Consider the following 23805-nt stretch of genomic DNA (forward strand, 5'->3'; position numbering starts at 1 on the left):
ACACGCTTTTCGCCAAGCTCAGGCAGGAGAACCGGCCGGCGCTGGTGACCTATTTCATGGGCGGCGACCCGGACTACGCGACCGCGCTCGCCATCATGAAGGCGCTGCCCAAGGCCGGCGCCGACATCATCGAGCTCGGCATGCCGTTCTCCGACCCCATGGCCGACGGCCCGGCCATCCAGGCGGCGGGCCTGCGGGCCCTGAAGGGCGGACAAACGCTGGCCAGGACGCTTGCGATGGCCAAGAGCTTCCGCCAGGAGGACGATGCCACGCCGATCGTCATGATGGGCTACTACAACCCCATCTACATCTACGGCGTCGACCGCTTCCTCAAGGATGCGGTGGAAGCCGGCATCGACGGCCTCATCGTCGTCGACCTGCCGCCGGAGATGGACGCGGAGCTGTGCCTGCCGGCGCTGGCCGCCGGCATCAACTTCATCCGCCTCGCCACCCCCACCACAGACGACAGGCGCCTGCCCAAGGTGCTCGAGAACACCTCCGGCTTCGTCTACTACGTGTCGATGACCGGCATCACCGGCTCGGCGCTGACCGACACGGCGAAGGTGAGCGCCGCCGTCGCCCGCATCAAGGGCCACACCGACCTGCCCGTCTGCGTCGGCTTCGGCGTCAAGACCGCCAGCCAGGCCCGCGCCATCGGCGCCGCCGCCGACGGCGTCGTCGTCGGCACCGCCATCGTCAACGCCATCGCCAATGTCCTCGGCCAAGACGGCAAAACAACCGCAGACCCCGCCGAAGCCGTCTCGACACTCGTCAGAGGACTGGCACAGGGCGTCAAAGAGGCGCGACTTTGAGGCCCCTCCCCCGCCCCGTGTTGCCTAATTTGACGTGGCCATCAGGGATTAGGCGCGATCAGTTTCAATGTCGGAAAATAGGTCCGATAGCGCCCAACATCACGAGTCAACAGTGGGAGCTGCCCGACAGCTGCGTGGGCGCCGACGAAGAAGTCGGGCAGCACGCCTGTGCGCGCCCTGCCCCTCTTGCGGTATTGCGTAAAGACCCTCCCGGCCAGAAAAAGAGCTGCCCGGGGCATCGGCGTCATTTCCAGCCCGGCTTCGTCCATAAACACTCCGAGTGTCCTCGATGCGCTCGTACCTAACCGCAAGTTCGGCATAGACCACATCATTGATCAGCAGTGGCCCGCTTAAACTCGCCGCCTCAAGCTGGGACACCAAATCGCGAGGATCCACCGCGAAAGGCCTGATGGTTTGTCCTCATCTTCTCAATTGGCTGGACGACGCTATGCCGCAATCCCTGGATATCCAGACTCCAATCTGTTCCGGCCACCGGATTTGGCCTTGTAAAGGTTTTCGTCGGCGAGCTTCATGAGGGCCGAGAGGGACTGTCCGGATTGATGCGAAGCCACGCCCGCGCTTAGACAAACGTGCTGGGAGCCAAGGCCAAGCTCCTGGCCAATGTCTTTGGCTTTCAGGGCAATGTGTCGGTATAAGACCTGCGCATCTCCCGGATCGCCGCCGGGCATGAATATCGCGAACTCCTCGCCACCAAGACGCCCGACAACATTCCCTTTCCCGGCCCAAGGCTGCAATGCGAGGCCCATTCTACGAATAACCTCGTCTCCGACAGCATGCCCCATCTCGTCGTTGATCAGCTTGAAGTGATCGATATCCAAGTAAAGGAATGTCCCCGCACTACCGGTGGAACATCTGGTGAGCAGAGCATCTGTTTCCGCGAGAAAGCTCTTGCGATTGAGTAACTGACTTAGGTCGTCGATACGGGAGGCGCGTTCGATCGCCTCGGTCAGGTGCAGCAGGCGAACGGATTGGGTAAGGAATATATATGCAAGCGGATAGGCCACGATTAGCACGATAATGGCGGTGAGAAGCAGATCGAGATAGAGACGATCGCTGAAGAAAATCGAATAGAATAAGAGCGTTAGCGCTTCTGCTCCCAGAATCGCGGCAGCGACGACAAGGCTGCATTGCCACACCATCGGTAACCGCCAAAACCTGCGCGCCCACTCACTTACCATCGCTAGAGATGCCCCGCTTGGGCGACAACCATAGATGAATTTTGTTTAAGAAACTTTCTCAAGATCAAGGCCAGTGAGGCAAGTTGCGAGCCAGCCCGCTTCCGAGCGTGTGCAGTGATCTCGCCGGCATATGCCTGTTGTGCGTGCGAGACCATCAGTTTCATTACGCGACGGATCCGACGACGCTGGCTCAAGAGGTGGTGTCATCTTCCATCTCGGTCGATTTCTCCCGCAATCCGACCGTCCGCATCCTATCGGTAAAGCAATGAGTGGATACGTGAAGGTTTTCACAGATCCGCTCCAGCGTCTGCAACGGCCGTGCATCGGCGGCCACGCTTACCGGCCTTGACCCCTTGGCACATTGCTGTTGCAATCACTTTCGGCAGGCACAGGTTGTTCACAAATGCCGGTCAACGGCTTGCTGGCAGGAGGATGTCGAAATGCGGCGCGCCACTATGGCGGCGTATGTTTGTATGGCCATCTGCGCCAGTGCCGGGCCGGCCCCGACACAAGGCATGCTCGGCGGTGTGGACCTCACCTCTCCGCAGATGACCCAGGCCGAGATGACGCGCGCCGACGTGGAGGAAATCCTCGCGGCAGCGACAGCCGATAAGCCCGCAGACCTCTCGGGACGCCGCCTTGCCGGCCTCGACCTGTCCGGCCTCAACTTCACCGGGGCCAATATGCGCGTCGCCGTGCTCAACAATGCGAGCCTTGTCAACGCCCGCCTTGCGGAGGCAACGCTCGATCAGGCGTGGCTGCTCGACGTCGATCTCTCCGGCGCCGACCTTACCGGCGCCAGCCTGTTCGCCGCCCAGGCCATCGGCGCCCGCTTCGACGGCGCTGACCTCACCGGCGCCCGCATCATCGGCGATCTGACACGCGCCAGCCTCAGGAACGCGACGCTCGTGAATGCGCGGCTTGGCGCCGACATGCGCAACCAATCCATGGGGCTTGGCCGCGCCGTTCTCAAGTCAGCTTCTCTCGACGGCGCCGATCTTACTGGCGCCGACCTTTCCCGCGCCGATCTGGAATTTTCAAGCCTGCGCGGAGCGAACCTCTCGGGGGTGGATTTTACCTCTGCGCTGCTCGGCGGCGCCAGTTTCGACGACGCCACGATCGAGGGAGCGGTCTTCACCGGCGCCGATCTCACCTCGACACGACTAGCTGGTGCGACCGGCCGGGACAAGGCTATCGGTCTTGACCAGGCCCTCAACCTCAATCGTGCAATCCTGGAATAAGCCGCGGCGTGAATGGCCGGTCGAGAAGTGTCCACAACGAACTTGCGAAGCATGATCCTTCGGTCATAGTCATGTCATGGCCAAGACCGAGCTGCGAGAATACCAGAGCAAACGCGACTTCTCGAAAACGTCCGAGCCGGTCGGAAGTGTCGGCGGCGGCGGGGACAATCGTTTCGTCGTTCATAAGCATTGGGCGACGGCCGACCATTATGATCTGCGGCTCCAGATCGGCGATACACTCAAATGCTGGGCCGTTCCAAAGGGGCCTTCGCTTGATCCGGCGGAAAAGCGGCTGGCGGTCGAGACCGAGGATCATCCTCTCGAATATATAGACTTCGAGGGCGTCATCCCGGAAGGCGAGTATGGCGGCGGCCCAATGATCGTCTGGGACAGTGGCGTCTGGGCACCCATGGACGACGTCGAGGAGAGCCTGGCTTCCGGTGCGTTCAAATTCCGCCTGGCCGGTGAAAAGCTGAATGGCGGCTGGATGCTGGCGCGCCTGAAGCCCAAGCCCGGCGAGCAAAAGCGGAATTGGCTTCTCTTCAAGGAAAAGGATCTCGCAGCGGACAGTACCGTCGATATCCTCGCCGCGCGGCCCGAAAGTGTCAAAAGCGGCCGGCTGATCGAGGAGCTGATCGAGAAGCGGAAGCATTCGGGCCCGCTGAAACCCGGCACGCTCGCTGGAGCGGTGAAGGCGCCTCTCCCCGACCGCATCGAATCTCAGCTTGCCAGCCCCTCCAGCAATCCTCCGGCGGGAGACGACTGGCTGCACGAGATCAAGTTCGACGGCTACCGTACGATGGTGCATATATCGGACGGCAAAGTGCGGCTGACGACCCGTGGCGGGCTGGACTGGACCAAGCGCTACCGTGATCTCGCCGCCGTATTCACGCCGCTTCCTTGCCGCCAAGCTATCATCGACGGCGAGGTTGTGGTTCTCGATGAGAACGGCGTCAGCCGCTTTGCGCTGCTGCAGGATGCGCTCGCCGAGGGGCTCGGCCATAAACTACTCTTCTACGCTTTCGACCTCGTGTATCTTGACGGCTGGGACCTCACCAATGTCTCCATCCAACACCGCAAGGAGCTGTTGGCAGGCCTGCTTTCCGCTCACGTGACGGGGCGCTCCGCCATTCAGCTCAGTGACCATATCATCGGCGGAGGGAAGGCGTTCTACGATCAGGCATGCGAGATGGGGCTGGAGGGCATTGTCTCAAAACGGGCCTCGGCTCCTTATCATCAGGGCCGCTCGAAGACATGGACGAAGACCAAGGCCTTGCAGGTGGGCGACTTCGTCATCGCCGGTTACACGGTTTCCGAGGCTGCAGAGGGAATAGCCGCGCTGGCGCTTGGCGAGTGGGAGGATGGCGAACTTTCTTATCGCGGCAAAGTCGGCACGGGCTTTGATGCTGAGACACTCGGCCGGCTTCGCGAGCGGTTGGAGCCGCTCAGACCAGGCGCGGTGAAGCTTGAAGGCGCGCCCAAGGATGTCATCTGGGTCCGCCCGGTTCTCTCCGCCCATATCCACTACGCCAACCGCACCACCGACAACATGCTTCGCCATGCCGTGTTCAAGGGTCTGCGCGAAGCGGAACTATCCGGCAATACGTCCCCGGTCGAGCGGAAGCGGCTGATTTCCGATGCCGATCTCGCCTCCGTGTGGGTGACCAATCCGACACGGCGCCTGTTCGGAAAATCTGGGCCGACCAAGCTCGACATCGCCGTTTATTATGCGCTAGTCGGCGACTTCATGCTGCCGCACGTCATCGGCCGCCCGGTGTCGCTGATGCGCTGCCCGACGGGCAAGCCGCAGGACTGCTTCTTCCAACGCCACGCATTCGCTGGCATGCCTGCATCCGTTGCAACTTTCCCCGCTGTCAATTCCGAAGGGGAGACGAAGACCTACCTCGCTGTGGAAGATGCAAAGGCCTATTTGGCTCTCGCTCAGTTCGGCGTTGTCGAATTCCACATATGGGGTGCGATGCGCAGGAAGCTCGAGAAGCCGGATCGGATCGTCTTCGACCTCGACCCCGGCGAAGGGATCGGTTGGCGAGAGGTCGTTGAGGCGGCGGTTCACATCCGCGCCGAGCTCGAAAGTCTCGGGCTCTTCCCATTCGTCAAGACGTCGGGCGGCAAGGGCATCCACGTGGTCGTGCCGATCAAGCCGAAGCTCGCTTGGAAACAGGTCCACCAACGAACGAGCGATATCGCCTCCAAGATCGCAGCAACCGCGCCCGGGACCTTCACGACAACCATGGGGAAGGAGAACAGGAAACGCCGGATCTTCATCGATTTCCACCGCAACGCGCGCGGCGCCACGGCTGCCGCTCCCTATTCCCTGCGCGCCAGAACCAACCTGCCGGCATCGACGCCGCTGAGTTGGGCCGACGTGGAATCCATCGACGCTCCGGAAGATTTGAACTATTCTTCTCTTCCGGGCTTGTTAACGACTTCCGGCGATCCTTGGGCTGAAATCTCGGATTTTGCTCGGGACCTACCTGCCCTGCAGGCGGCAAGGAAGTAGTTGCGTAGGAGATTGTCATGGCGCCAAGAGCCAGTTGGAAGGGTTACCTGAAGCTGAGCCTGGTGAGCTGCCCCGTCCGGCTCTACCCGGCTACGAGTTCGAGGGACCGCATCAGCTTCAATCAGCTCCACAAGGACACGCACAATCGGATCAACATGAAGCCGGTCGATCCGGAACTGGGGCTGGTCGAGCGGTCCGACCTCGTGAAGGGTTACGAGTATGAGGACAAGCAGTACATCATCATTGAAGATTCGGATCTGGAAAGTGTGCGTATCGAGTCCAACCATACGATGAACATCGAGGCCTTCGTCGACGAGGATTCAGTGGACATCATCTATCAGGACACGCCCTATTATCTCGCTCCCGACGGTGCGATGGCCGAAGAGACGTTCGTCGTGCTTCGCGAGGCGCTACGAAAATCCGGGAAGCTGGCGATCGCTCGGCTGGTGCTTTCCAGCCGCGAGCGCGTGATCACGATTTCTCCGCGCGAAACAGGTATGTTCGTCTGCACGCTGAGAAACCCGAACGAGGTGCGCGGGACGGCGGAGTATTTCGGCAACATTCCGGTGGGCAACCCGGATCCGGAAATGCTGGAGCTTGCCGAGAAGCTGATCGAGCAGAAGACGACGGAGTTCGATCCCGCCGACTACGAGGATCGCTATGAAATCGCCTTGATGAGCATGATCAAGGAGAAGCTCAAGGGACACAAACCCATTGTCGCCGCCGCACCCGAGCGTGGCAATGTCATCAATCTCATGGATGCGCTCAAGGCCAGCCTTTCGCAGCCGAAGCCTCCGGCCAAGAGCAAGACCAAGTCCGAGCCGGCGGCAAAGCCAGCGGCCAAGGTAGCGGCAGGTGCTGAAAGGCCGGCTTCCAAGCGCACCAGTCGGAAGAAGGCGTGACCTCGGTAGCGGGAAAAACGTTCGGTATCGTCGGCGCGCTGGCGGCCTTTCCCAGGCGACTGGCAGCACGGGAGGTGGAAAGGCAGCAAGGGCATCTCAGAAGCGGCGTGACCCGCAAGACCTCGCACGTCGTCTTCGGCCGGAAGCTTCTTTCGCGCGACGGCGAGGTGGAAATCGAGGCTCGCTTCGATGCTCAATGTGGTGCCGGCCGTTACCCCGTCAGCGAAAATGGCTTCCTCCGGCTCCTGGGGCTTTTGCAGGCGCCCGCGGCCTCATCCATCAGCCGACTGGAACTGCTCGAGCAGTCGAAGCTTGCCGAGCGCCAATTCGCACTCTTGTCTCTCTTCGATGCATTCGAACATGACCGCGAACCTTACTCATTCCGCGATCTGATCCTGGCGAAGAAATATGCAAGCCTGATCGCAGGCGGAGCCGGCTGGAGTGCCATCGTCAAATCCGTACATCGATCGTCAAATCCCGTGACGACGCTCACCTCGCTGTCGCTCGAGGCGGAAGGGCGGGATGCGATCTACGCCCGCATGGGCGAACGACTGAGTGAGCTTGACGGTCAGCTGCTGCTGCCGATAGACCGGGTAGGCGATATAGAGCTGGAAGAACTTTTCGAGCGGGCGGAAGAGGCGGAGGCGGGGGAACGGTATAACCAGGCCGCTGCGCTTTACGAGCGGTGCCTGTCCCTTGACCCGGGTGACGCGGTTGCCGCTTTCAATCGTGCAAACAGCCTGCGCGCAGTCGGCCGGTCGAATGAAGCGCGCCAGGCCTATCTCCTTGCTCTGAAGCTCGATCCCGAGTTCGTTGAGGCCTGGTTCAATCTTGCAAGTCTCTTGAAAGAAACGGGGCATCCGGGTTCGGCGCGCAAATATCTGCAAAAGGCGATCGTCCTCGACGGCGGTTATGCGGATGCCATCTACAATCTGGCAGCCCTGGAGTTTGAGGCCGATAATCTTGCCGATGCACGCAGGTGGTGGACCCGCTATCTCGAACTCGACAAGAACTCCGAGTGGGCGCGCAATGCGACCAAAGGCGTCCACTTCGTCGATCTTCATTTCGCCACAAGGAATGCGGGCTGAATGAGCGGACAGTTCCTCTTCGATGGTCCTCAGGATGCCCGCACGACGATCCTGCTTGCCCATGGCGCCGGTGCGCCGATGGACTCCGCGTCCATGACGGCTGCCGCAAAGGCGCTGGGCGACGCAGGATTTCGCGTCGCCCGCTTCGAATTCGGCTACATGGCGGGCCGCCGGACTTCAGCCGGGCGAAAGCCCCCGCCTCGAGCAGAAACGCTGAAGGACGAGTATCGAGCCGCAGTCGCCAAAGTCGGCGCGAATGCTCCACTGATCATTGGCGGCAAGTCGATGGGTGGCCGCGTCGCCAGCATGGTGGCAGACGATCTTTTTGCCGAGAACAGGATCGCGGGCCTCCTCTGCCTCGGCTATCCTTTCCATCCTCCTCAAAAGCCGACACAACTCAGGACGAGGCATCTGGCTGGCCTGAAAACACCGGCATTGATCTGCCAGGGCACGCGCGATCAATTCGGCACCCGCGAGGAAGTCGCCGGCTACGCGCTATCCGATCGTATCGAGATCCTCTGGCTCGAGGATGGAGATCACGATCTGAAACCCCGGAAGTCGATATCGGGCTACTCTGCTGCCGATCATCTGAAGACGATGGCGGCGGCGGTGAGCTCATGGGCCGAAAAGGTCGCGCGTTAACGGCTGCAACGCATGAAGATCGCGACCTTCAACATTAACGGCATCAACCGGCGTTTGAATAATCTGCTCGAGTGGCTCCGCGAGGCGGAGCCGGACGTGGTCTGCCTGCAGGAACTGAAGGCGGCCGACGCGCAGTTTCCGCGTGCAGCCCTTGAGAGAGCCGGTTACGGCGCCGTCTGGCGCGGGCAATCCTCCTGGAACGGCGTTGCGATCCTTGCCCGCGATGCCGAGCCGGTGCTGACGCGAGCGGACCTGCCTGGCGCCTTCGATGACGGCCAAGCTCGCTATATCGAGGCCGCGGTAAACGGTGTCCTGATTGCCTCGCTCTACGCGCCCAACGGAAACCCGCAGCCGGGACCGAAGTTCGACTACAAGCTTGCCTGGCTTGAACGGCTGATCGTCCACGCGGCCGAACTTCTTTCAGCAAGCGTTCCGGCCGTTCTTGCCGGTGACTACAACGTTGTCCCGGAGCCGCACGACATCTATCCCACCCGTTCCTACGACAACAACGCCCTCGTCCAACCGCAGAGCCAGGAAGCATACCGCAGACTGCTTGCGCAGGGATGGATTGACGCGATCCGCAAGATTCACCCGGACGAGACCGTCTATACTTTCTGGGACTACCGACGGAGCCGATGGCAGAGAAATGCCGGCCTGCGCCTCGACCATCTCCTGCTCAGCCCGGCGTTGGAGCGCCGCCTGGCTGATGCTGATGTCGACAGGGAAATCCGAGGCCATCTGGATGCCAGCGATCATGCCCCTGTCTGGATCGATCTGGAAGGATGATCATATTTCGCTTGCCCAACTTTGGGATCCGCATCCGTCACGGCGAGCGAGTGGCGAGCGATGGCATAGCACTCACGACGTTGGAAAATCGTACTTGCGGGCAATGGCCCAGATTGTCTTGTTTATCTCGGCAAGCGAAGAGACACTCTTCTTTATCTTCTCGACCTCCAGGTCATCGAGGCTCTCGACCTTACCGTATTTGATGTCATCCTTGCCTTCGAAAATGCGCATCAGCTGCGTGATTCCCCGCCCGCTTTCGGGGTCGAAAGAATAGATGCAGTGGTTGAACTTGTTGCGAAGGCTTGCTTCCTTCGATAATTGCCGAGTGACTTCAAGGATTTCCGACCTACACGCCGCTGGCGTCTTCCGCATCTTCGCAAGACGCTCGACAAGATCGATCCTGGCGCGTGGTGTGTTCAGCGTCAGGAAAATTATGATCGCCGTTTCCTTGTCCACGCCGGCAAGCCCCGCGATCAGGTAGATCAGCAGGCTTTCCGTGTTGGTCCACGTGTAGTTCAGTTGCCCTACAAGAAGCAGGATATCCTGGAGCTTGGGCATCGATGGCCGGCCTTCGGTCTTCCCCGTTTTCAATCGCGACAGGGTAGAATGTAGACGTGGCAATTGACAGCCGGAAATAGTCCGAACGATCTAACCTCCGGCCAGACCCAAGGCCTTATGGGCAACACCTTCCAGACGAGGGGCCCCACCGATTTTGATTAGATGGGCCTACCCGATGGCCGGCATCTACTTCACTTGCGGGCTCCCCACCGACCAGCCTAGGCCGAACTGGTGTCTTCTGTCGGTTCATTACCGGCCACACACTGCCTCTCGTAGGCCGGGAGCGGAAGAGTCCGCCATCTCCCGGCGACAAGAACGGGAGGAACTGCATCACCGAAACTGAGCAAAGGAAAATGGCATTCGTCCGCGTCGATGCGCGTCCGGCCGCCAAACGAAGTTAGTGAAATTCAACGCCCGCGCAGCGAAAGCCCTAAGGAGATGAATAGCGGTTAAGCTGTCGCGGCCTCGAAAGAGAGGACACGATCATGGGTATCTGGAACAACCTTTTCGGTTGGTTTGATCCTGACCAGGAACAGGAACAGAACCAAGGTCAGGGACAAGGCCAAGGTCAGGGACAAGGACAGGGTCAGGGACAAGGGCAGGAGCAATCACAGGAAAGCACGTCCCTGAACCTCAATGGGAATGGCAACCTGAATGGCAACGGCAACCTCAACGGTAACGGCAACGGCAACGCAAACGCCAATGCCAACCTAAACAAGAGTGTCAATATCAACAAGAACGAGACCGATGTGGACGTGGATGTAGACGTTGGCATCGATCTGCACGGTTACAAGCCCTCGGACGACGACTTCGCCGATATCGACATGAAGGGCTTCAACACCATTGAGGGCATGTTCAACACCAACTTCGAGGATGTCCTCGAAGAATCCCTCAACGGTGCCGGGAACGACGTCGGCAACGTCATCAACCAAGCCGCCAACATCTCTGATGACGACATGCTGCACAGCGCCGAGGTCAAGAACGACGACCAGTTCTGGCAAGAGATCGATTCTCACGGCGGCTTCGCCAAGGCGGACGACGGGATCGATGCCGGTGGCGGTGGCGGTTCTGGCGGTTCCAACGCCGACGCAAACGGTGGTGACGGTGGCCATGGCGGCTTTGCCATCGGCGGCAAAGGCGACGGCGGCAAAGGCGATGGCGGTCTAGCCGTCAGCATAGCGGCCGGCGGAGAAGGCGATGGCGGCGATGCCGATGGCGGCAAGGGTGAAGGCGGCAAGGCCGATACCGGCAAGGCCGACGGCGGCAAGGGCGAAGGCGGTAATGGCGGCAACGGCGCGACAGGCGTCGGTGTCGGCCTCGGCCTAGGCCTGGGCCTCGGTGTCGGTGCAGCGTTCGCCGGTGACGGTGAAGAGGGCGGCGACAGCGAAGGCGGAAACGGCGGCAGCGGCGGCAACGGCGACGAAGCCAATGGCGGCGACGCTGAGGAAACCGGTGACGGCGGCGATGCCGAGGGCGGAGACGCCGTGGACGCGTTCTTCGCTGGCATTCCGATCCTCAACTTCGGCGGCGATGCCGGCAACGCCGGCAACAGCGGCAATAGCCAGGGCGGCAACGGCGGCACCAGCGAAGGCGGTAACGGCGGTAACGGCGGCAACGCTGATGATGCCGGCGACGGCGGCGCTGGCGGCGATGCCCTCGGCGCCGGTTTTGGCGGCGGCGTTGGTGCCGGAGCTGGCTTGGGCGTTGGCGGTGATGGCGGCAATGGCGGCAACGGTGCCGGCGGCGACGCCACGAGCGGCTGGGCCATCGGCGGCGAAGGTGAAGGTGGCAACGCTTTTGCCGGCGGCGGAGATGGCGGTCACGCTCTGAGCGGCGCCTGGGCCAACGGCGACGGCGGTGACGGCTTCGGCGGCTGGGCGTTTGCCGACGGTGGCGGCGCCGGTGGCAATGGCGGTTTTGCGACCAACGGCAACGGCGGCAATGGCGGTGCTGGTGGAACGTGGGGCTCCAACAATGGCGATGATGGCTACGTCAACGGTCATAGCACCGCGACGGCAGACTCCATCGTCAACACCAGCGCCTTCAACCAGGAGATCGTGATGGGTGCAAACCTGCAGCAGAACGCGATCGACATGACCGTGGTGGGCGGCGACCTCACCAGCAGCGTTGCTGGCGAGGACTTCGACGACGCCACTGCCTAAAGGCGCCCCGGTTCGCCTCCGAGCGAAACTGAACAACCAGGACTGCGCGGTTCTCCGCGCAGTCCACCTTAACCGGGTACGACCGGCCACACGGCCAGCCGACCTCGTCAGGAGCGGTGTGTCATGCACATGGACAGGATTACGGAAGCCATTGCACACTTTATCGGCCTGTTCGAGATTACAGTCGAAGAAGCGCGGCTTCGGGACGCATATGACGAGTTTCGTGCCAAGAAGGCTGACGATCCCGAGCTTGCCGACTTGAACGCGGCGGCGATACCGTTCGCCGCTCCCTTCCGGTTCGTCGGTTTTGAGCCCGATCTCGCCTATCGCGCTTCCGCGCCCGAATGGGTTGTCGTGCACCCGTGGAGCTATATCAATTTTGTTCCCCCCGATGTCGAGCTGTCGGGAGCATACGAGATAGCCACTCCGATCTCCTTCTCCCTACCCATCATAAGCCACGCTTCCCATAAGATCATCCTGCCGGAGGTGGAGACGCTGGGATCCTTCGCCAACTACATCAAGCAGGACATTAGCCTGTCGGACGACGACTACTTCGGCGTCGGTGGGCATGGTCTGTTCTTCAACCCGATCCCTGCCAGTAACTTTCAGATCGCGGCGTTGACCGGTGCGGCGGCGAACCTGATGCCCATCCTCGAACTTGAGATGCCCGGCTCTTCCGCGGAAGTCGCGGGCTTCGTGACGGCTGCTTCGGAGCTTTTGGACGAGCTTCCCGAGGATTCCGAGGGCGGCGTATCTGTGAAGAAGTCCCCCACCATTGAAGGGACGTTCGAAAACGGCGAAGAAGTCGACGAAGCTTCCAAACTCGAGGACTACCACACGTTTGGCGAAGAGCCTGAAGAGGCCCCTTCCGGGAATGTCCAGCTTACGGAAAACGGCCTCGTCATCGAGCAGTCGGTCGACGTAGAGACCGGTGGCAACACTCTGCTCAACAATGCCGTTCTGCAGAACTATTGGACGTCGTCGCCGGTAACGGCAGTCGTCGGCAAGCACATCGAGATCAACGCGATCTTCCAGATCAACGCCTGGTGCGACAACGACTATATCTCCTCTGCGGTAGGCGGATGGCTACACGACACTGCCCCGACACAGGCTTTCAATATCGCGAAGTTCGAGCGCTTCGATTCCTTTGACGATGACACGCCCAATGGAGCGATGAGCTTCCCCAAACATTGGGTGATCAAGGAAATCGACGGCGATCTCATGATGATGAACTGGCTTGAGCAGTTCATCTTCATGATGGACAACGACGTCGGCATTCTCTCCTCTTCGGGCGTTACCACTCGCGTCTATTCCGGTGACAACAAGGCATTCAACGATATCTCGATCGAGGAGCTCGGCTTCGGCTACGATCTTATCATCATCGGTGGAAACGTCTTCGATGCGAACATCATTCAACAGCTGAACGTTCTTAGCGACAACGACCTCGTCGGGGCTGTTGACGGTTTCTGGACCACGGGTGACGGCTCCATTTCAACCTCGGGAAATCTGCTCTGGAATCAAGCCAGCATCTACAACGTAGGCGCAGCAGATCGGTTCGAAACACTGCCGGCTCACTATCTTGAGGTGGCGAACGATCTTGCCGCAGGCAACGACTACCTGAACAATGAATTGCTGTCGGATTCCGCCTTTGCCGGATACGGCCCCCTGCGTGTGCTTTACGTCAAGGGCGACCTCCTTAACCTCCAGTACGTCAAGCAGACGAATATTCTGGGCGACAACGACCAACTCGCCTTGGCGATGCATGCGAAGGATGCCTATCCGGATGCTGCATGGTCTGTCTCGACCGGCGGAAATGCGCTTTTGAACAACGCTGCCATCCAGGATCTGGATTCGGTCGGGAAAACCTATGTCGGCGGCGGCCACTACTCGAACGAGGTCCTCGTACAGGCGGATATCATATCCACTGAACCGGATTTCGGCGGTCAGGACCCGAACGTGCTGGTCAACGAAGCCGTCGCGTTTCTCGACGACGACATGATGGACACCAGCGAGCAGCCGCCGGGCAACTTTGGCCAGTACGATGCAGACTATCTGCAGTCGGACGGCCTGAGCACCATGATCGGATAACGGGTTTCCCGGGCGGTATCAGTGGGCGACGAACGCGACATACCATCAGGCTTGCCCGGCAAAATGCCAGGGTGGGCCGTTCATCAACCAGAGGCTGCCATGCGGCAAATTAGGGCAGGTGAAAGTCTTTCCCGTCGACCACACCCGCAGGAGGCGGAGATCGAGCGAGGGACATCAGAGATTGACCGTTTGGTGCAGGAAATCTTCGAGGAGGCGGCGTTGAAAAGAGCCAGCGACCTGGCAGAACGCGAAGCCGCACGACCAATTTCCGCAGTGAAGCCGCGGCAGGATTCCGCTGAGCCGTATCAGCCCGAAGATGCCCGAAACGGTGATAAGCATCGACCTCAAGAGGTTCGGCAAGAATCCCTACGGCAGGAGATGGCCGACAGGCGAAAAGAGGCCGGAGAACCCCGCCCGCGGGAGAACGGCTCAGCACCAGCAGAGACACCGCATATACAGGAACTATCGAAGCCGGCCATGAAAGATGGTGACCGCCCCGAAGGCATTGTCACCATCGACGGAGACCGTGCCCCGATCAAGGCGCGCGAACGCCCGGCCGACCGGGCAGCCAACCCCGGCAGCGGCAAAGGACCGAGCGGTAAGGGACCGGGCGGTGGTGATGGCGTTTTTCACAAGAGGCTTGGGCCTGTCGACTTTGCTGCCAGCCTCAAGGCCGGTTTGACTGCGGTTCGACAGAATCTCCTGATCGTCATGATTTTCACAGTGGCGAGCAATGCCCTGGTTTTGGCGATCCCGATCTATCTTTTCCAGATTTCGGATCGCATCCTGACGAGCCGATCGCTCGACACGCTCGTGATGCTGACAATCGTCATCGTCGGGGCGGTGGTTCTGCAGGCGGTGTTCGACGCGATACGGCGCTTCATTCTCATGCGGACAGCTGTCGAATTCGCTGCACAATTGGGTTCGCCTATCCTCAGTGCGGCAGCACGGGCTTCGCTACATGGAAACGGCCGTGAGTATCAGACGCTCGGCGATCTGCAGCAGGTCCGCTCGTTCCTTGTCTCACGCACGCTGCTTTCCTTCCTCGATGCGCCAATCGCCCCGCTGTTTGTGCTCGCGGTGTTCCTGATCCATCCGCATCTCGGTTCGATCGTCGTGGTGACGGCCCTTCTGCTGCTTGTCTTCACACTCATCAACCAGCGCGCCACCGCGGGGCCGTTCGGGGAGGCGAACACCGCGCAGGTCAAAGCCAACCTCCACCTGGAATCCATGTCGCGCAATTCGCAGATTATCAATGCGCTGGCGATGATACCGGAGGCCGTGCAGATCTGGGGCAAGGATACGGCCGGTTCCTTGAAATCACAGGTCATCGCGCAGGATCGCAACATCGTCTTTGCCGCCCTGTCGAAAGGCTCGCGGCTCCTCACGCAAGTCGCCATGCTCGGGTGGGGCGCCTATCTGGCGATCGAAGGCGAGATCACCGGCGGCATGGTGATCGCAGCCTCCATCATCGCGGGCCGCGCGCTAGCACCAATCGAAGGCGCCATCGAGGGATGGAACCAGTACAGCCAGTCTCGCTCGGCGTTCGAACGCATATCGACACTGCTGAAGTCATCGCCGCTCAATTTCGAGCGTCTGAATCTGCCGCGGCCGGAAGGACGCCTGGACGTGGAAAGGCTGCTCTATGTGCCGCAGGGAACCAAGAGGGTCGTTCTCAACGGGATTTCCTTCTCACTGGCGCCGGGAGACTCTCTTGCCGTCATCGGAAATTCCGGCGCCGGCAAGACGACGCTCGGTAAGATGCTTGTCGGGTCCATCCTTCCGACGTCGGGCAGCGTCAGGCTCGATCTTATGGATTTGCGCAACTGGGATCAGCGGCAGTTCGGTGAGAATATCGGCTACCTGCCGCAGGATGTTCAGCTCTTTCCCGGCACGATCAAGGCCAACATCGCGCGCATGCGCGACGATGCCACGGACGCGCAGATCTACCAGGCGGCGAAGCTTGCGGATGTCCACGAGATGATCGCGACGTTGCCGCACGGCTATGAAACGGTCGTAGCCGCGGACGGAGCGCCGCTTTCCGGTGGCCAAAAGCAGCGCATCGCCCTTGCTCGGGCCTTCTTCGGTAACCCGCGCATGGTCGTGCTCGATGAGCCCAACTCCAACCTGGACAGCGCCGGGGAAGCAGCGCTGGTGCGCGCGCTCGAGCACGCCAAGGAAAATAGGATCACAGTGATCACGATCACGCAGCGGCCAGCACTGCTCAACAATGTCGACAAGATCCTGCTTCTGGTGAACGGCACCGTTGCTCTGTTCGGCGTGCGCAAAGACGTCCTGCAGGCGCTTTCGACGCGCGGGGTGAGCATAGAGAACGGTTCCTTCGGGCACCAGATAAGCTGAAGGCGATCGTAAAATGTCCGACATTGCGAAAGTTCATGACATCGAATGGTACTCCGACGTTCCCCGGTCGATCCGGAAGCAGACGACCGTAGGCCTCGCACTCCTTGCCCTGACATTCGGGGGGTTCGGGGGCTGGGCGATTACAGCTCCGCTTGCGGCGGCAGTCATCACGCAGGGCAGTTTCGTCGCCACTGGACAAAACAAGGTCATCCAGCATTTCGAGGGAGGGATCATCAAGGAAATCCTGGTCAACGAAGGCGATCAGGTCGAGCTAGATCAGCCGCTGGTACGCCTCGACGAAACGGCTGCGCTGGCTAGGGAACGGGAGCTGTTCCTGCGGCGCATCAGGCTTGAGGCCATCGCCGCGCGCCTTACCTCCCAGTTCGCCGGATCCGATGAGCTGGTGTTTCCATCCCTCGTTGCGGACAATCAGGGCGATGTCGATATCGCTCCAATGCTGGAAGGGCAGCGGCTCAACTTTGAAGCCTGGAAATCCAAGCGCAACAGCGAGATAGCTTTGCTCGAGCGAAATATCGAGGCGTTGCGGTATCGCGCTGAAGGTTACGAAAAGCAACGCGATGCGATGGTCCTCCAGTTGAAGCTTCTGCGGGAAGAGGCGGAAGGGAAGGAGATCCTCTTGAAGCAGGGGCTGATCCGCAAGACAGAGATAAAGGCTATCCAGCGGGCGATCGCGGAAGCGAACGGCCAGATCGGCCGCCTGACGGCGGAAGTCTCCGAAACCCACTCACAGATCAGCAAACAGGAGCAGGAAATCATCCAGACCGAGAGTACCTATCGCGAAGCCGCGCTCGATGAGCTGGAGGGCATCCAGGGGGAACTCGACTCCATTCGAGAACAGTCTCGGGCAGCGGAAAACATTCTGCAGCGGGCGACGATCAACGCGCCAGTTGCCGGAACCGTGGTGCGGTTGAACTATCACACCCCAGGTGGCGTGATCGAGAGTGGTAAAGGCATACTGGAAATCCTGCCAGCGGGAGCACCGCTCATCATCGAAGCACAGATACCGCGAACCGAGATCGACAGCGTGAGACGCGGGCAGAAGGCGACTGTGCGACTGACTGCGCTCAACCAGCGCACAACTCCCGTTCTGAATGGCGAAGTCTTTTACGTTTCCGCCGACGCGCTGCCAGGAGAGAAGGCAGCGCAGGATCAGGAAGTCTACCTCGCGCGCGTCCGCCTGCCTCCGAGCGAGCTGGCAAGGGTCAGAGGTTTCTCTCCGACACCAGGAATGCCGGCCGAAATCCTTATCCAAACAGCCGAGCGTACATTCTTCAGCTATATAACCAGGCCGATCGCCGACAGCATGTCGCGTGCCTTCTCGGAGCGCTGAGGTCAAGCGTTTATCGGCGCGCTGCCGCCGAACTGACTGATCGGCCACACCGCCGGGTCATGAAACGGATGGCTTTCGCGCACAGACGGCATAGCGGCACTGCATCGCGCGCTCCAGCGCCTTGAGGAAGCCCATCCGCCGCGCCTGCGCGCGATGGATCGCGTCGAGCCGCGGGTCGATCACCGGCGCCTCGAAACCCACCTCGTCGAGAAGCCTACTTATGTCTTCCGCTCTGACACCTTGGGAGAAGTAGACGCGGGAAAGGATGCTGCGGTGCGTGGCCTGCAATCTTATATCACTGTCGCCCGCGGGCTTTCCGATGTGGAGCTTTTCAATTGCCTTGCGGAGACGGCCCGCCCAGGTCTCCGTGACGAAATCGCCGTCAACGATCAGCAGGCGCCCGCCAGGCTTCAAGAGCGAGAACCATTCGGCGAAGGCCGCCTGCGGGTCGACCAGGGTCCAGACAAGATGGCGGGTGACGATGACATCGTAGCTCTCCTTTTCTTCGAGCGTCCGTTCCGCATCTCCCAGCAGAAAGCGAATGCCGCTTCCCCTTTCCACCGCCTTCGCGCGCGCCCTGGCGAGCATAGGCTCCGACCAGTCAAGCCCGACAACGGAGAAGCCCAGTTCGTGCATGAGGTGTGAGATGACACCCGTGCCGCAGGCAAGGTCGAGCGCCCGCCGCCCCTCCCCCGGTCCCAGATGCTTTAGGAACAGCCTGTGCCAGGCCGCACGCTCCTCTTCCGAGAAGATCTCGTGCCCTACCGAGAGATCGAATGTCTCGGCGCGCACTGACCAGTAGTCGCGTATCTCCTCGCGCAACGAATAGTTGCTCTGCCCCGTCATTCCGTCTCCCGCTGCCTCACCACTTTGGAATCGCTCTAAAAGATATTTCTTGAGAAAAGAAGTCGTATTTTATAAGTCCACCGCACAATCAACTTTCAAGCGAGAGCGCCATGGATTTCCGCAACGTCGCAGCAGGTACAGCGGCTGCCGTTTTCGTCGTCTTGTCGACCATGCTCGATGCGAGCGCCGAAACGGTGACGGTGACCGACGTCACCGGGCGTGAGGTCGAGGTCAACGTGCCTGTCGAACGGGTGATCCTGGGCGAAGGCCGGCAGATCTACCTCGTGGCGGCGCTCGACACGGAGGAACCATTCAAGCGGATCGTAGGCTGGCGTGACGACTTCAAGAGCGCCGATCCTGACAACTACGCCCTTTATCTCGAAAAATTCCCGCGGATGGCGGACTTGCCCACCTTCGGCGGCTTCAAGGACGGCACCTTCGATGTGGAACAGGCAGTCTCGTTGAAGCCAGACGCTGTCGTCATGAACATCGAGTCGAAGCAGGCGACCGAGGACGCAAAATATATCGAGAAGCTTGCCGCCGCAGGCATTCCGCTCGTCTATGTGGACTTCCGCGAGCACCCCTTTGCCAACACCGAGCCCAGCATGCGCCTGTTCGGCAAGCTCTTCGGAAAGGAGGAGCGGGCGGAAGACTTCATCACCTGGCGCGCTTCCGAGATCGCACGCGTCACCGATGTGATCGGGAAGGCAAACCCAGGACGCCCGACTGTCTTCATCGAGCGCGCAGGCGGCTATTCGGAAGACTGCTGCATGAGCTTCGGCGACGATAATTTCGGCAAGTTCGTCGAGATGGCGGGTGGCGAGAACATCGCCAAGGACATTATTCCCGGCACCTTCGGCACGGTGAACCCCGAGCAGATCATCGCCTCCGATCCCGATCAGTTCATCACCACCGGCGGCTGGTGGGAGGCCTACGTGCCGGGTGGCGCCTGGGTCGGCGTCGGCCCCGGCCAGGACGAGGCCGAGGCGCTACGCAAGCTCAAGGGGCTTACCGAACGTCCGGCCTTCACTGGCGTCAAGGCGGTGAAGAACGACCAAGTGCACGCAATCTGGCACCAGTTCTACAACAGCCCCTATCAGTTTGTGGCCATCCAGCAGATGGCGAAGTGGCTGCATCCAGAGCTCTTCGCCGATCTCGACCCCGAGGCGACCTTCGAGGAGCTGCACGAGAGGTTCCTGCCCGTCGCCTACAAGCCCGGCCACTGGGTTTCGCTCGCCGATGGCGAATGATCGGGCAGCCGCCACCGCGCTCGACACCGGCGGCGGGCGCGGACATTACCGTGCCCTCGTCTGGCGGCGGCAGCTGATTCTTGCGGGCCTCGGCGCGGCCCTTCTCTCCAGTCTCTGCGTCGACCTTGCCCTGGGACCCGCCCGCTACGGCCTCGGCGAGGTGGTGCAGGGGCTGTTCGCACCCGATACCGTCTCGCAGCAGGTGCGCGTGGTTTTGTGGGAGATCCGCATGCCCGTGGCGCTGATGGCCGTCGTCGTCGGCGCGGCCTTGAGCGTCGCGGGTGCGCAGATGCAGACGATCCTCAACAACCCGCTCGCAAGTCCCTTCACGCTCGGCATTTCCGCCGCCGCCAGCTTCGGCGCGGCCTTGGCACTCGCCTTCGGCGTGGCGCTCATCCCCGCGGCCATCGAATATGTGGTGCCGATCAACGCCTTCGTGATGGCGATGCTCGCCGCCCTCCTCATCCACTTGCTCAGTGTCAAGCGCGGCGTGACGGTCGAGACCATCGTGCTGCTTGGCATCGCGCTGGTCTTCACCTTCAACGCGCTCCTTTCACTCGTCCAGTTCCTCTCCTCTGCAGAAGCGCTTGCGGCCGTCGTCTTCTGGACCATGGGCAGCCTGACCAAGGCCACTTGGCCCAAACTCGGCCTCACAACACTGGTGCTTCTAGCAGTCCTGCCCGTCTTCGCGCGGCGCGCCTGGGCGCTGACGGCGCTGCGGCTGGGCGAGGACAAGGCGGCGAGCTTCGGAATCAAGGTCGCGCGTCTTAGGCTAGAGACGCTTATAATGGTCAGCCTGCTTGCCGCCATTCCCGTCGCCTTCGTCGGCACGATCGGTTTCGTCGGGCTCGTCGGCCCACACATCGCGCGCATGATCATCGGCGAGGACCAGCGCTTCTTCCTGCCGGCTTCCGCGCTGTCGGGTGCACTGATCCTGTCGGCCAGTTCCGTGGTCAGCAAGCTGCTCATTCCCGGCACAATCTTCCCGATCGGCATAGTCACGTCGCTGATCGGAATCCCGTTCTTCATCTCCCTCATCCTGTCCAGTGCGAGGCGCTCATGGTGACGATCCGGCTCGAAACGCTCGGCGCGCGCTATGGCAGGAGGCTGCTGCTCGAAGACGTGACGACGCCGGCATTCAGGGGCGGCGACATGGTGGCCGTGATCGGCCCGAACGCCGCCGGCAAGTCAACACTCTTCAAGCGTGTAGCCGGCCTTTTACGGGGGCCGGGTAAGGTGCATGTCGAGGGCGCGCTTCGGGGGCCGAACGGCATCTGCTATATGCCCCAGGACACCTCCGCCAACGCGGTGCTCACCGTCTATGAATCCGTGCTGCTCGCCCGCAAGCAGGGGGCGGGCTGGTCCGTCGACGACGAGGATCTCGCCTGCATCGACGAGACGATGGAAGCGCTCGGCATCTCCGACATCGCCTTCCGCAACATCGGTGAGCTTTCCGGCGGCCAGCGGCAGCTTGCGAGCCTCGCCCAGACGCTGGTGCGCGAGCCGGAGATCCTGCTGATGGACGAGCCGACGTCCGCGCTCGACCTCTCCCGCCAGGTGGAGGTGCTTGGCCTCATGCAGGGCCTTGCCCGCGCGCGCGGCATGATCGTGCTGATCGCGCTGCACGACCTGAACCATGCGCTGCGCTTCTGCGACCAGACGATGGTGGTTGCAAACGGCCGGCTCGTTGCCTGCGGCCCCTCCTCCGACATCGTCACGCCGGCGCTGCTGCGCGATGTCTATCACGTCGATGCACGCATCGAGCCCTGCTCGCGCGGGATCGGACACGTCATCGTCGACGGGGTGGCGGCCGAGCGCCGGACATTCGCCCCGCCCACCGCCGAAACCAGTATTCGCAATCCGAATCGGGAGAACCGGAAATGTGTAGAAATGGCCGCCCAGGCATCGTGAAGGCAGTCACAGTGGCGCTGGGTGCGGCCGCAGGGCTCGCGCTGAACGTCTCCGGCGCCCTGGCCGAGATCGTGACCGTGACCGACGTGGCGGGCCGAAAGGTCGAGGTGGATGCACCCGTCGAGCGCGTCATCCTCGGCGAGGGGCGGCAGCTCTATATCGTGGCGGCCCTCGACCGGGACGACCCCGCCAGGCGCGTCGCTGGCTGGCGCAACGACCTCATCCAGGCCGACCCTAAAACATACGAGGCCTATCTGGCGAAGTTTCCGAAGCTGGCCGAAATTCCTACTTTTGCCGGCTACGAGGAAAGCCTGATCGACATCGAGACCGCGATCGCGCAGAGGCCCGACGTCGTGTTCCTGAACGTCGAGACCATGCAGGCGACCGCCGACGCACAGTATATCGAGAAGCTGGATGCGCTCGGCATTCCCGTCGTTTATGTCGATTTCCGTTACAAGCCGATGGAGAACACCGAGCCGACAATCAGGCTCTTCGGCAAACTCTTCGGGCAGGAAGAGCGCGCGGAGGCGTTGATCGCCTTCCGCGAAGAGCAGATCAGGCGCGTCACCGACGTGATCACCGCAGAGAAGCCTGAGCGCCCCGCTGTCTTCATCGACCGGGCCGGCGGCTACTATGAGGACTGCTGCCATACCTTCGGCAACGAGAATTTCGGCCGCTTCGTCGAGCTTTCGGGCGGCAGTAATATCGCAAAGGACCTGGTCCCGGGCACCTTCGGCCAGCTCAATGGCGAGCAGGTCATCGCCGCCGACCCCGCCCATGTCCTCGTCACCACCGCCGACTGGGAGGCTTATGTCCATGACGGCAACTGGGTGCCGGTGGGCCCGGGCGCGGATCCGAAAGACGTCAGGCGCAAGCTCGCGTTCTATCCTACCCGCCCCGCCTACACGGGCATCGAAGCCCAGAAGACGATGGCGTTCCACGCCATGTGGCACCAGTTCTACAACAGCCCCTACCAGTTCGTGGCCGTCCAGCAACTGGCCAAGTGGTTCCACCCTGAGCTGTTTTCCGACCTCGACCCGGACGAGACCTTCCGGCAGCTACACGACGAGTTCCTGCCAATCGACTACCAGCCCGGCTATTGGGGATCACTGGCGGAGGTTGAATAGGATCGTCTGATGCCATTACGGCCGGCGAGACCCGGACACACGAACTTCGTCTCGCGAGCTTCCAGCCCAGCGCCTCGCCTTCGACTTCCTCACGGTCGGATCGAAATTTTGTCTACGTCATTTCTGGGTGCGACGTCAGCGACCTGGCCGGTTCCCGGGCTTAGCTGATCATATGATGGGAAAGACCGGCGCCCTTGACCCAGTAGGGAAAGCGCTCACTTCCGTCTCGCCGAGACCACGCGCACTTTGGTGGCCAGCGGTCCGGTGTCGCCCACTTCCTCCACATAATGGACCTCGTCGCCCACGCGGAGCTTGTCAAAGTCGCCCTGCAGCATGGCGTTGCGATGGAAGTAGAGGCTGCTACCCTCCTTCGTCAGCAGGAAGCCGTGGTCCTCGCTAGGGTAAAGCTGCACCACCTGGCCCAGGAACTGGTTTTGGGCGTCATGCGGTGGTGCCTTCTCGCGATCTTCACGTGCCTCCTTCAACCGGGCGAGCCGGCGCTCGGCGATCTCGAAGGCGTCATTGATCGCATTGCCGAGTTCTGGGGTCTGGAATTTCTGCTGGAGGCGGTCGGGCTCGTAGGAAACAACGAGCGGAGCCGTGCCAGGAAGGCTTATTTCGATGCGCACTACCGGCGGTAGCGTACGCTCGACGTTACGCGCCCGCTGGTCCACCGTCACACGGCAGCCGATGATGCGGTCGTAGAAGGACTGCAGCTTGTCGACGCGGGAGCGTATCTCCGCCTCCGCCCAGTCGGATTTCTCAGCTCTGTGGAAGGCGATCTGCAGGGGGATGTCCATTCAGTCCTCGTGCGTGCTCGCCGCCTCCAACGCGCGCCGGCGCGACTTGTTCCCACGAACGAAAGATGCCGCGGCGGGCGCGTTAGAACGGAAGGTCCGAGGGAGAATGGCCGTAAACGACGGCGGAATAGTGACGGTGAGCTTTTCCGACGCCATCATC

General features: G+C 61.3%; 18 protein-coding genes and 2 pseudogenes. 15 read left to right on the plus strand and 5 right to left on the minus strand.

The genetic code is table 11. The features are described from left to right. Positions 1–812: tryptophan synthase subunit alpha (gene trpA / locus GPJ75_RS18920; protein ID WP_163270193.1), on the plus strand; the 812-nt coding region annotated here is incomplete at its 5' end. A gap of 41 nt (positions 813–853) precedes the next feature. Here trpA and GPJ75_RS18925 read toward each other — a convergent pair. Together GPJ75_RS18925 and GPJ75_RS18930 are read right to left on the minus strand one after the other, a co-directional pair. Continuing rightward, positions 854–1190: pseudogene (locus GPJ75_RS18925) on the minus strand (type II toxin-antitoxin system VapC family toxin); the annotation flags it as partial. A gap of 68 nt (positions 1191–1258) precedes the next feature. Then, positions 1259–1972, minus strand: coding sequence for a GGDEF domain-containing protein (locus GPJ75_RS18930; RefSeq protein WP_163270204.1), 714 nt, complete (start codon positions 1970–1972; stop codon positions 1259–1261). Between the two features lie 479 nt (positions 1973–2451). On the opposite strand from GPJ75_RS18930, the gene GPJ75_RS18935 reads away from it, so the two are divergent. The 6 genes from GPJ75_RS18935 to GPJ75_RS18960 all read left to right on the plus strand — a co-directional run bounded on the left by GPJ75_RS18935 (position 2452) and on the right by GPJ75_RS18960 (position 9191). Then, positions 2452–3252: a pentapeptide repeat-containing protein gene (locus tag GPJ75_RS18935; protein ID WP_246249130.1), complete on the plus strand. Its 801-nt coding sequence runs from the start codon at positions 2452–2454 to the stop codon at positions 3250–3252. A gap of 76 nt (positions 3253–3328) precedes the next feature. Further along, complete coding sequence (gene ligD / locus GPJ75_RS18940; RefSeq protein ID WP_163270206.1) at positions 3329–5773, plus strand: DNA ligase D; 2445 nt, start codon at positions 3329–3331, stop codon at positions 5771–5773. Positions 5774–5790: 17 nt separating this feature from the next. Continuing rightward, positions 5791–6675 (plus strand): non-homologous end joining protein Ku, encoded by an 885-nt coding sequence (gene ku, locus GPJ75_RS18945; RefSeq protein ID WP_163270208.1) that lies wholly within the window; start codon positions 5791–5793, stop codon positions 6673–6675. Then, entirely contained in the window at positions 6672–7763 is a 1092-nt protein-coding gene (locus GPJ75_RS18950; RefSeq protein WP_163270210.1) for a tetratricopeptide repeat protein, read from the plus strand. The genes ku and GPJ75_RS18950 overlap by 4 nt, the downstream gene beginning before the upstream one ends. Continuing rightward, positions 7764–8405 carry an alpha/beta hydrolase family protein gene (locus tag GPJ75_RS18955; protein ID WP_163270212.1) on the plus strand — a complete coding sequence of 214 codons (642 nt, stop codon included), beginning with the start codon at positions 7764–7766 and terminating at the stop codon, positions 8403–8405. It begins immediately after the preceding gene. Positions 8406–8417: 12 nt separating this feature from the next. Then, on the plus strand, positions 8418–9191 hold the full coding sequence (locus GPJ75_RS18960; RefSeq protein WP_163270215.1) for an exodeoxyribonuclease III: 774 nt from the start codon (positions 8418–8420) through the stop codon (positions 9189–9191). A gap of 72 nt (positions 9192–9263) precedes the next feature. Here GPJ75_RS18960 and GPJ75_RS18965 read toward each other — a convergent pair whose 3' ends face one another. Then, entirely contained in the window at positions 9264–9749 is a 486-nt protein-coding gene (locus GPJ75_RS18965) for a hypothetical protein (protein ID WP_163270217.1), read from the minus strand. 485 nt (positions 9750–10234) lie between these two features. Here GPJ75_RS18965 and GPJ75_RS18970 point away from each other — a divergent pair, with 485 nt between their 5' ends. From GPJ75_RS18970 to GPJ75_RS18985, 4 genes are all read left to right on the plus strand, one after another. Next, positions 10235–11911 carry a hypothetical protein gene (locus GPJ75_RS18970; protein ID WP_163270219.1) on the plus strand — a complete coding sequence of 559 codons (1677 nt, stop codon included), beginning with the start codon at positions 10235–10237 and terminating at the stop codon, positions 11909–11911. 123 nt (positions 11912–12034) lie between these two features. Next, complete coding sequence (locus GPJ75_RS18975) at positions 12035–13999, plus strand: hypothetical protein (RefSeq protein ID WP_163270221.1); 1965 nt, start codon at positions 12035–12037, stop codon at positions 13997–13999. A gap of 99 nt (positions 14000–14098) precedes the next feature. Then, complete coding sequence (locus GPJ75_RS18980) at positions 14099–16360, plus strand: type I secretion system permease/ATPase (RefSeq protein WP_163270850.1); 2262 nt, start codon at positions 14099–14101, stop codon at positions 16358–16360. A gap of 13 nt (positions 16361–16373) precedes the next feature. Then, positions 16374–17711, plus strand: coding sequence for an HlyD family type I secretion periplasmic adaptor subunit (locus GPJ75_RS18985; RefSeq protein WP_163270224.1), 1338 nt, complete (start codon positions 16374–16376; stop codon positions 17709–17711). Between the two features lie 57 nt (positions 17712–17768). Here the strand turns inward: GPJ75_RS18985 and GPJ75_RS18990 are convergent, their stop codons facing one another. Then, positions 17769–18557 (minus strand): class I SAM-dependent methyltransferase, encoded by a 789-nt coding sequence (locus GPJ75_RS18990; protein ID WP_163270227.1) that lies wholly within the window; start codon positions 18555–18557, stop codon positions 17769–17771. Between the two features lie 110 nt (positions 18558–18667). Between GPJ75_RS18990 and GPJ75_RS18995 the strand changes: the two genes are divergently transcribed. The 4 genes and pseudogenes from GPJ75_RS18995 to GPJ75_RS19010 all read left to right on the plus strand — a co-directional run bounded on the left by GPJ75_RS18995 (position 18668) and on the right by GPJ75_RS19010 (position 22845). Then, positions 18668–19807, plus strand: a complete 1140-nt coding sequence (locus GPJ75_RS18995; protein ID WP_163270230.1) for an ABC transporter substrate-binding protein — start codon at positions 18668–18670, stop codon at positions 19805–19807. Continuing rightward, the gene (locus tag GPJ75_RS19000; RefSeq protein WP_163270233.1) at positions 19797–20873 is read left to right on the plus strand and encodes a FecCD family ABC transporter permease; all 1077 of its coding nucleotides are present in this window, start codon (positions 19797–19799) and stop codon (positions 20871–20873) included. Before GPJ75_RS18995 ends, GPJ75_RS19000 begins: the two co-directional genes overlap by 11 nt. Beyond that, positions 20867–21616 (plus strand): annotated as a pseudogene (locus GPJ75_RS19005) (ABC transporter ATP-binding protein); the annotation flags it as partial. The gene GPJ75_RS19000 and the pseudogene GPJ75_RS19005, both read left to right, overlap by 7 nt. Before the next feature lie 98 nt (positions 21617–21714). Then, positions 21715–22845: an ABC transporter substrate-binding protein gene (locus GPJ75_RS19010; protein WP_425483172.1), complete on the plus strand. Its 1131-nt coding sequence runs from the start codon at positions 21715–21717 to the stop codon at positions 22843–22845. A gap of 215 nt (positions 22846–23060) precedes the next feature. On the opposite strand, the gene GPJ75_RS19015 is transcribed toward GPJ75_RS19010, so the two are convergent. Beyond that, complete coding sequence (locus tag GPJ75_RS19015; RefSeq protein ID WP_163270239.1) at positions 23061–23645, minus strand: HPF/RaiA family ribosome-associated protein; 585 nt, start codon at positions 23643–23645, stop codon at positions 23061–23063. Positions 23646–23805 lie beyond the last annotated feature (160 nt).

The sequence above is a fragment of the Chelativorans alearensis genome (assembly GCF_010993735.1).
In the GTDB taxonomy this organism is placed as follows: domain Bacteria; phylum Pseudomonadota; class Alphaproteobacteria; order Rhizobiales; family Rhizobiaceae; genus Chelativorans; species Chelativorans alearense.

Excerpts from the sequence above, each read along its gene's own strand:
- GPJ75_RS18930 (WP_163270204.1), bottom strand. The coding sequence starts at position 1,972 with ATGGTGTGGCAATGCAGCCTTGTCGTCGCTGCCGCGATTCTGGGAGCA.
- GPJ75_RS18935 (WP_246249130.1), top strand. The coding sequence starts at position 2,452 with ATGCGGCGCGCCACTATGGCGGCGTATGTTTGTATGGCCATCTGCGCC.
- ligD (WP_163270206.1), top strand. The coding sequence starts at position 3,329 with ATGGCCAAGACCGAGCTGCGAGAATACCAGAGCAAACGCGACTTCTCG.
- ku (WP_163270208.1), top strand. The coding sequence starts at position 5,791 with ATGGCGCCAAGAGCCAGTTGGAAGGGTTACCTGAAGCTGAGCCTGGTG.
- GPJ75_RS18955 (WP_163270212.1), top strand. The coding sequence starts at position 7,764 with ATGAGCGGACAGTTCCTCTTCGATGGTCCTCAGGATGCCCGCACGACG.
- GPJ75_RS18960 (WP_163270215.1), top strand. The coding sequence starts at position 8,418 with ATGAAGATCGCGACCTTCAACATTAACGGCATCAACCGGCGTTTGAAT.
- GPJ75_RS18965 (WP_163270217.1), bottom strand. The coding sequence starts at position 9,749 with ATGCCCAAGCTCCAGGATATCCTGCTTCTTGTAGGGCAACTGAACTAC.
- GPJ75_RS18970 (WP_163270219.1), top strand. The coding sequence starts at position 10,235 with ATGGGTATCTGGAACAACCTTTTCGGTTGGTTTGATCCTGACCAGGAA.
- GPJ75_RS18975 (WP_163270221.1), top strand. The coding sequence starts at position 12,035 with ATGCACATGGACAGGATTACGGAAGCCATTGCACACTTTATCGGCCTG.
- GPJ75_RS18980 (WP_163270850.1), top strand. The coding sequence starts at position 14,099 with ATGCGGCAAATTAGGGCAGGTGAAAGTCTTTCCCGTCGACCACACCCG.
- GPJ75_RS18985 (WP_163270224.1), top strand. The coding sequence starts at position 16,374 with ATGTCCGACATTGCGAAAGTTCATGACATCGAATGGTACTCCGACGTT.
- GPJ75_RS18990 (WP_163270227.1), bottom strand. The coding sequence starts at position 18,557 with ATGACGGGGCAGAGCAACTATTCGTTGCGCGAGGAGATACGCGACTAC.
- GPJ75_RS18995 (WP_163270230.1), top strand. The coding sequence starts at position 18,668 with ATGGATTTCCGCAACGTCGCAGCAGGTACAGCGGCTGCCGTTTTCGTC.
- GPJ75_RS19000 (WP_163270233.1), top strand. The coding sequence starts at position 19,797 with ATGGCGAATGATCGGGCAGCCGCCACCGCGCTCGACACCGGCGGCGGG.
- GPJ75_RS19015 (WP_163270239.1), bottom strand. The coding sequence starts at position 23,645 with ATGGACATCCCCCTGCAGATCGCCTTCCACAGAGCTGAGAAATCCGAC.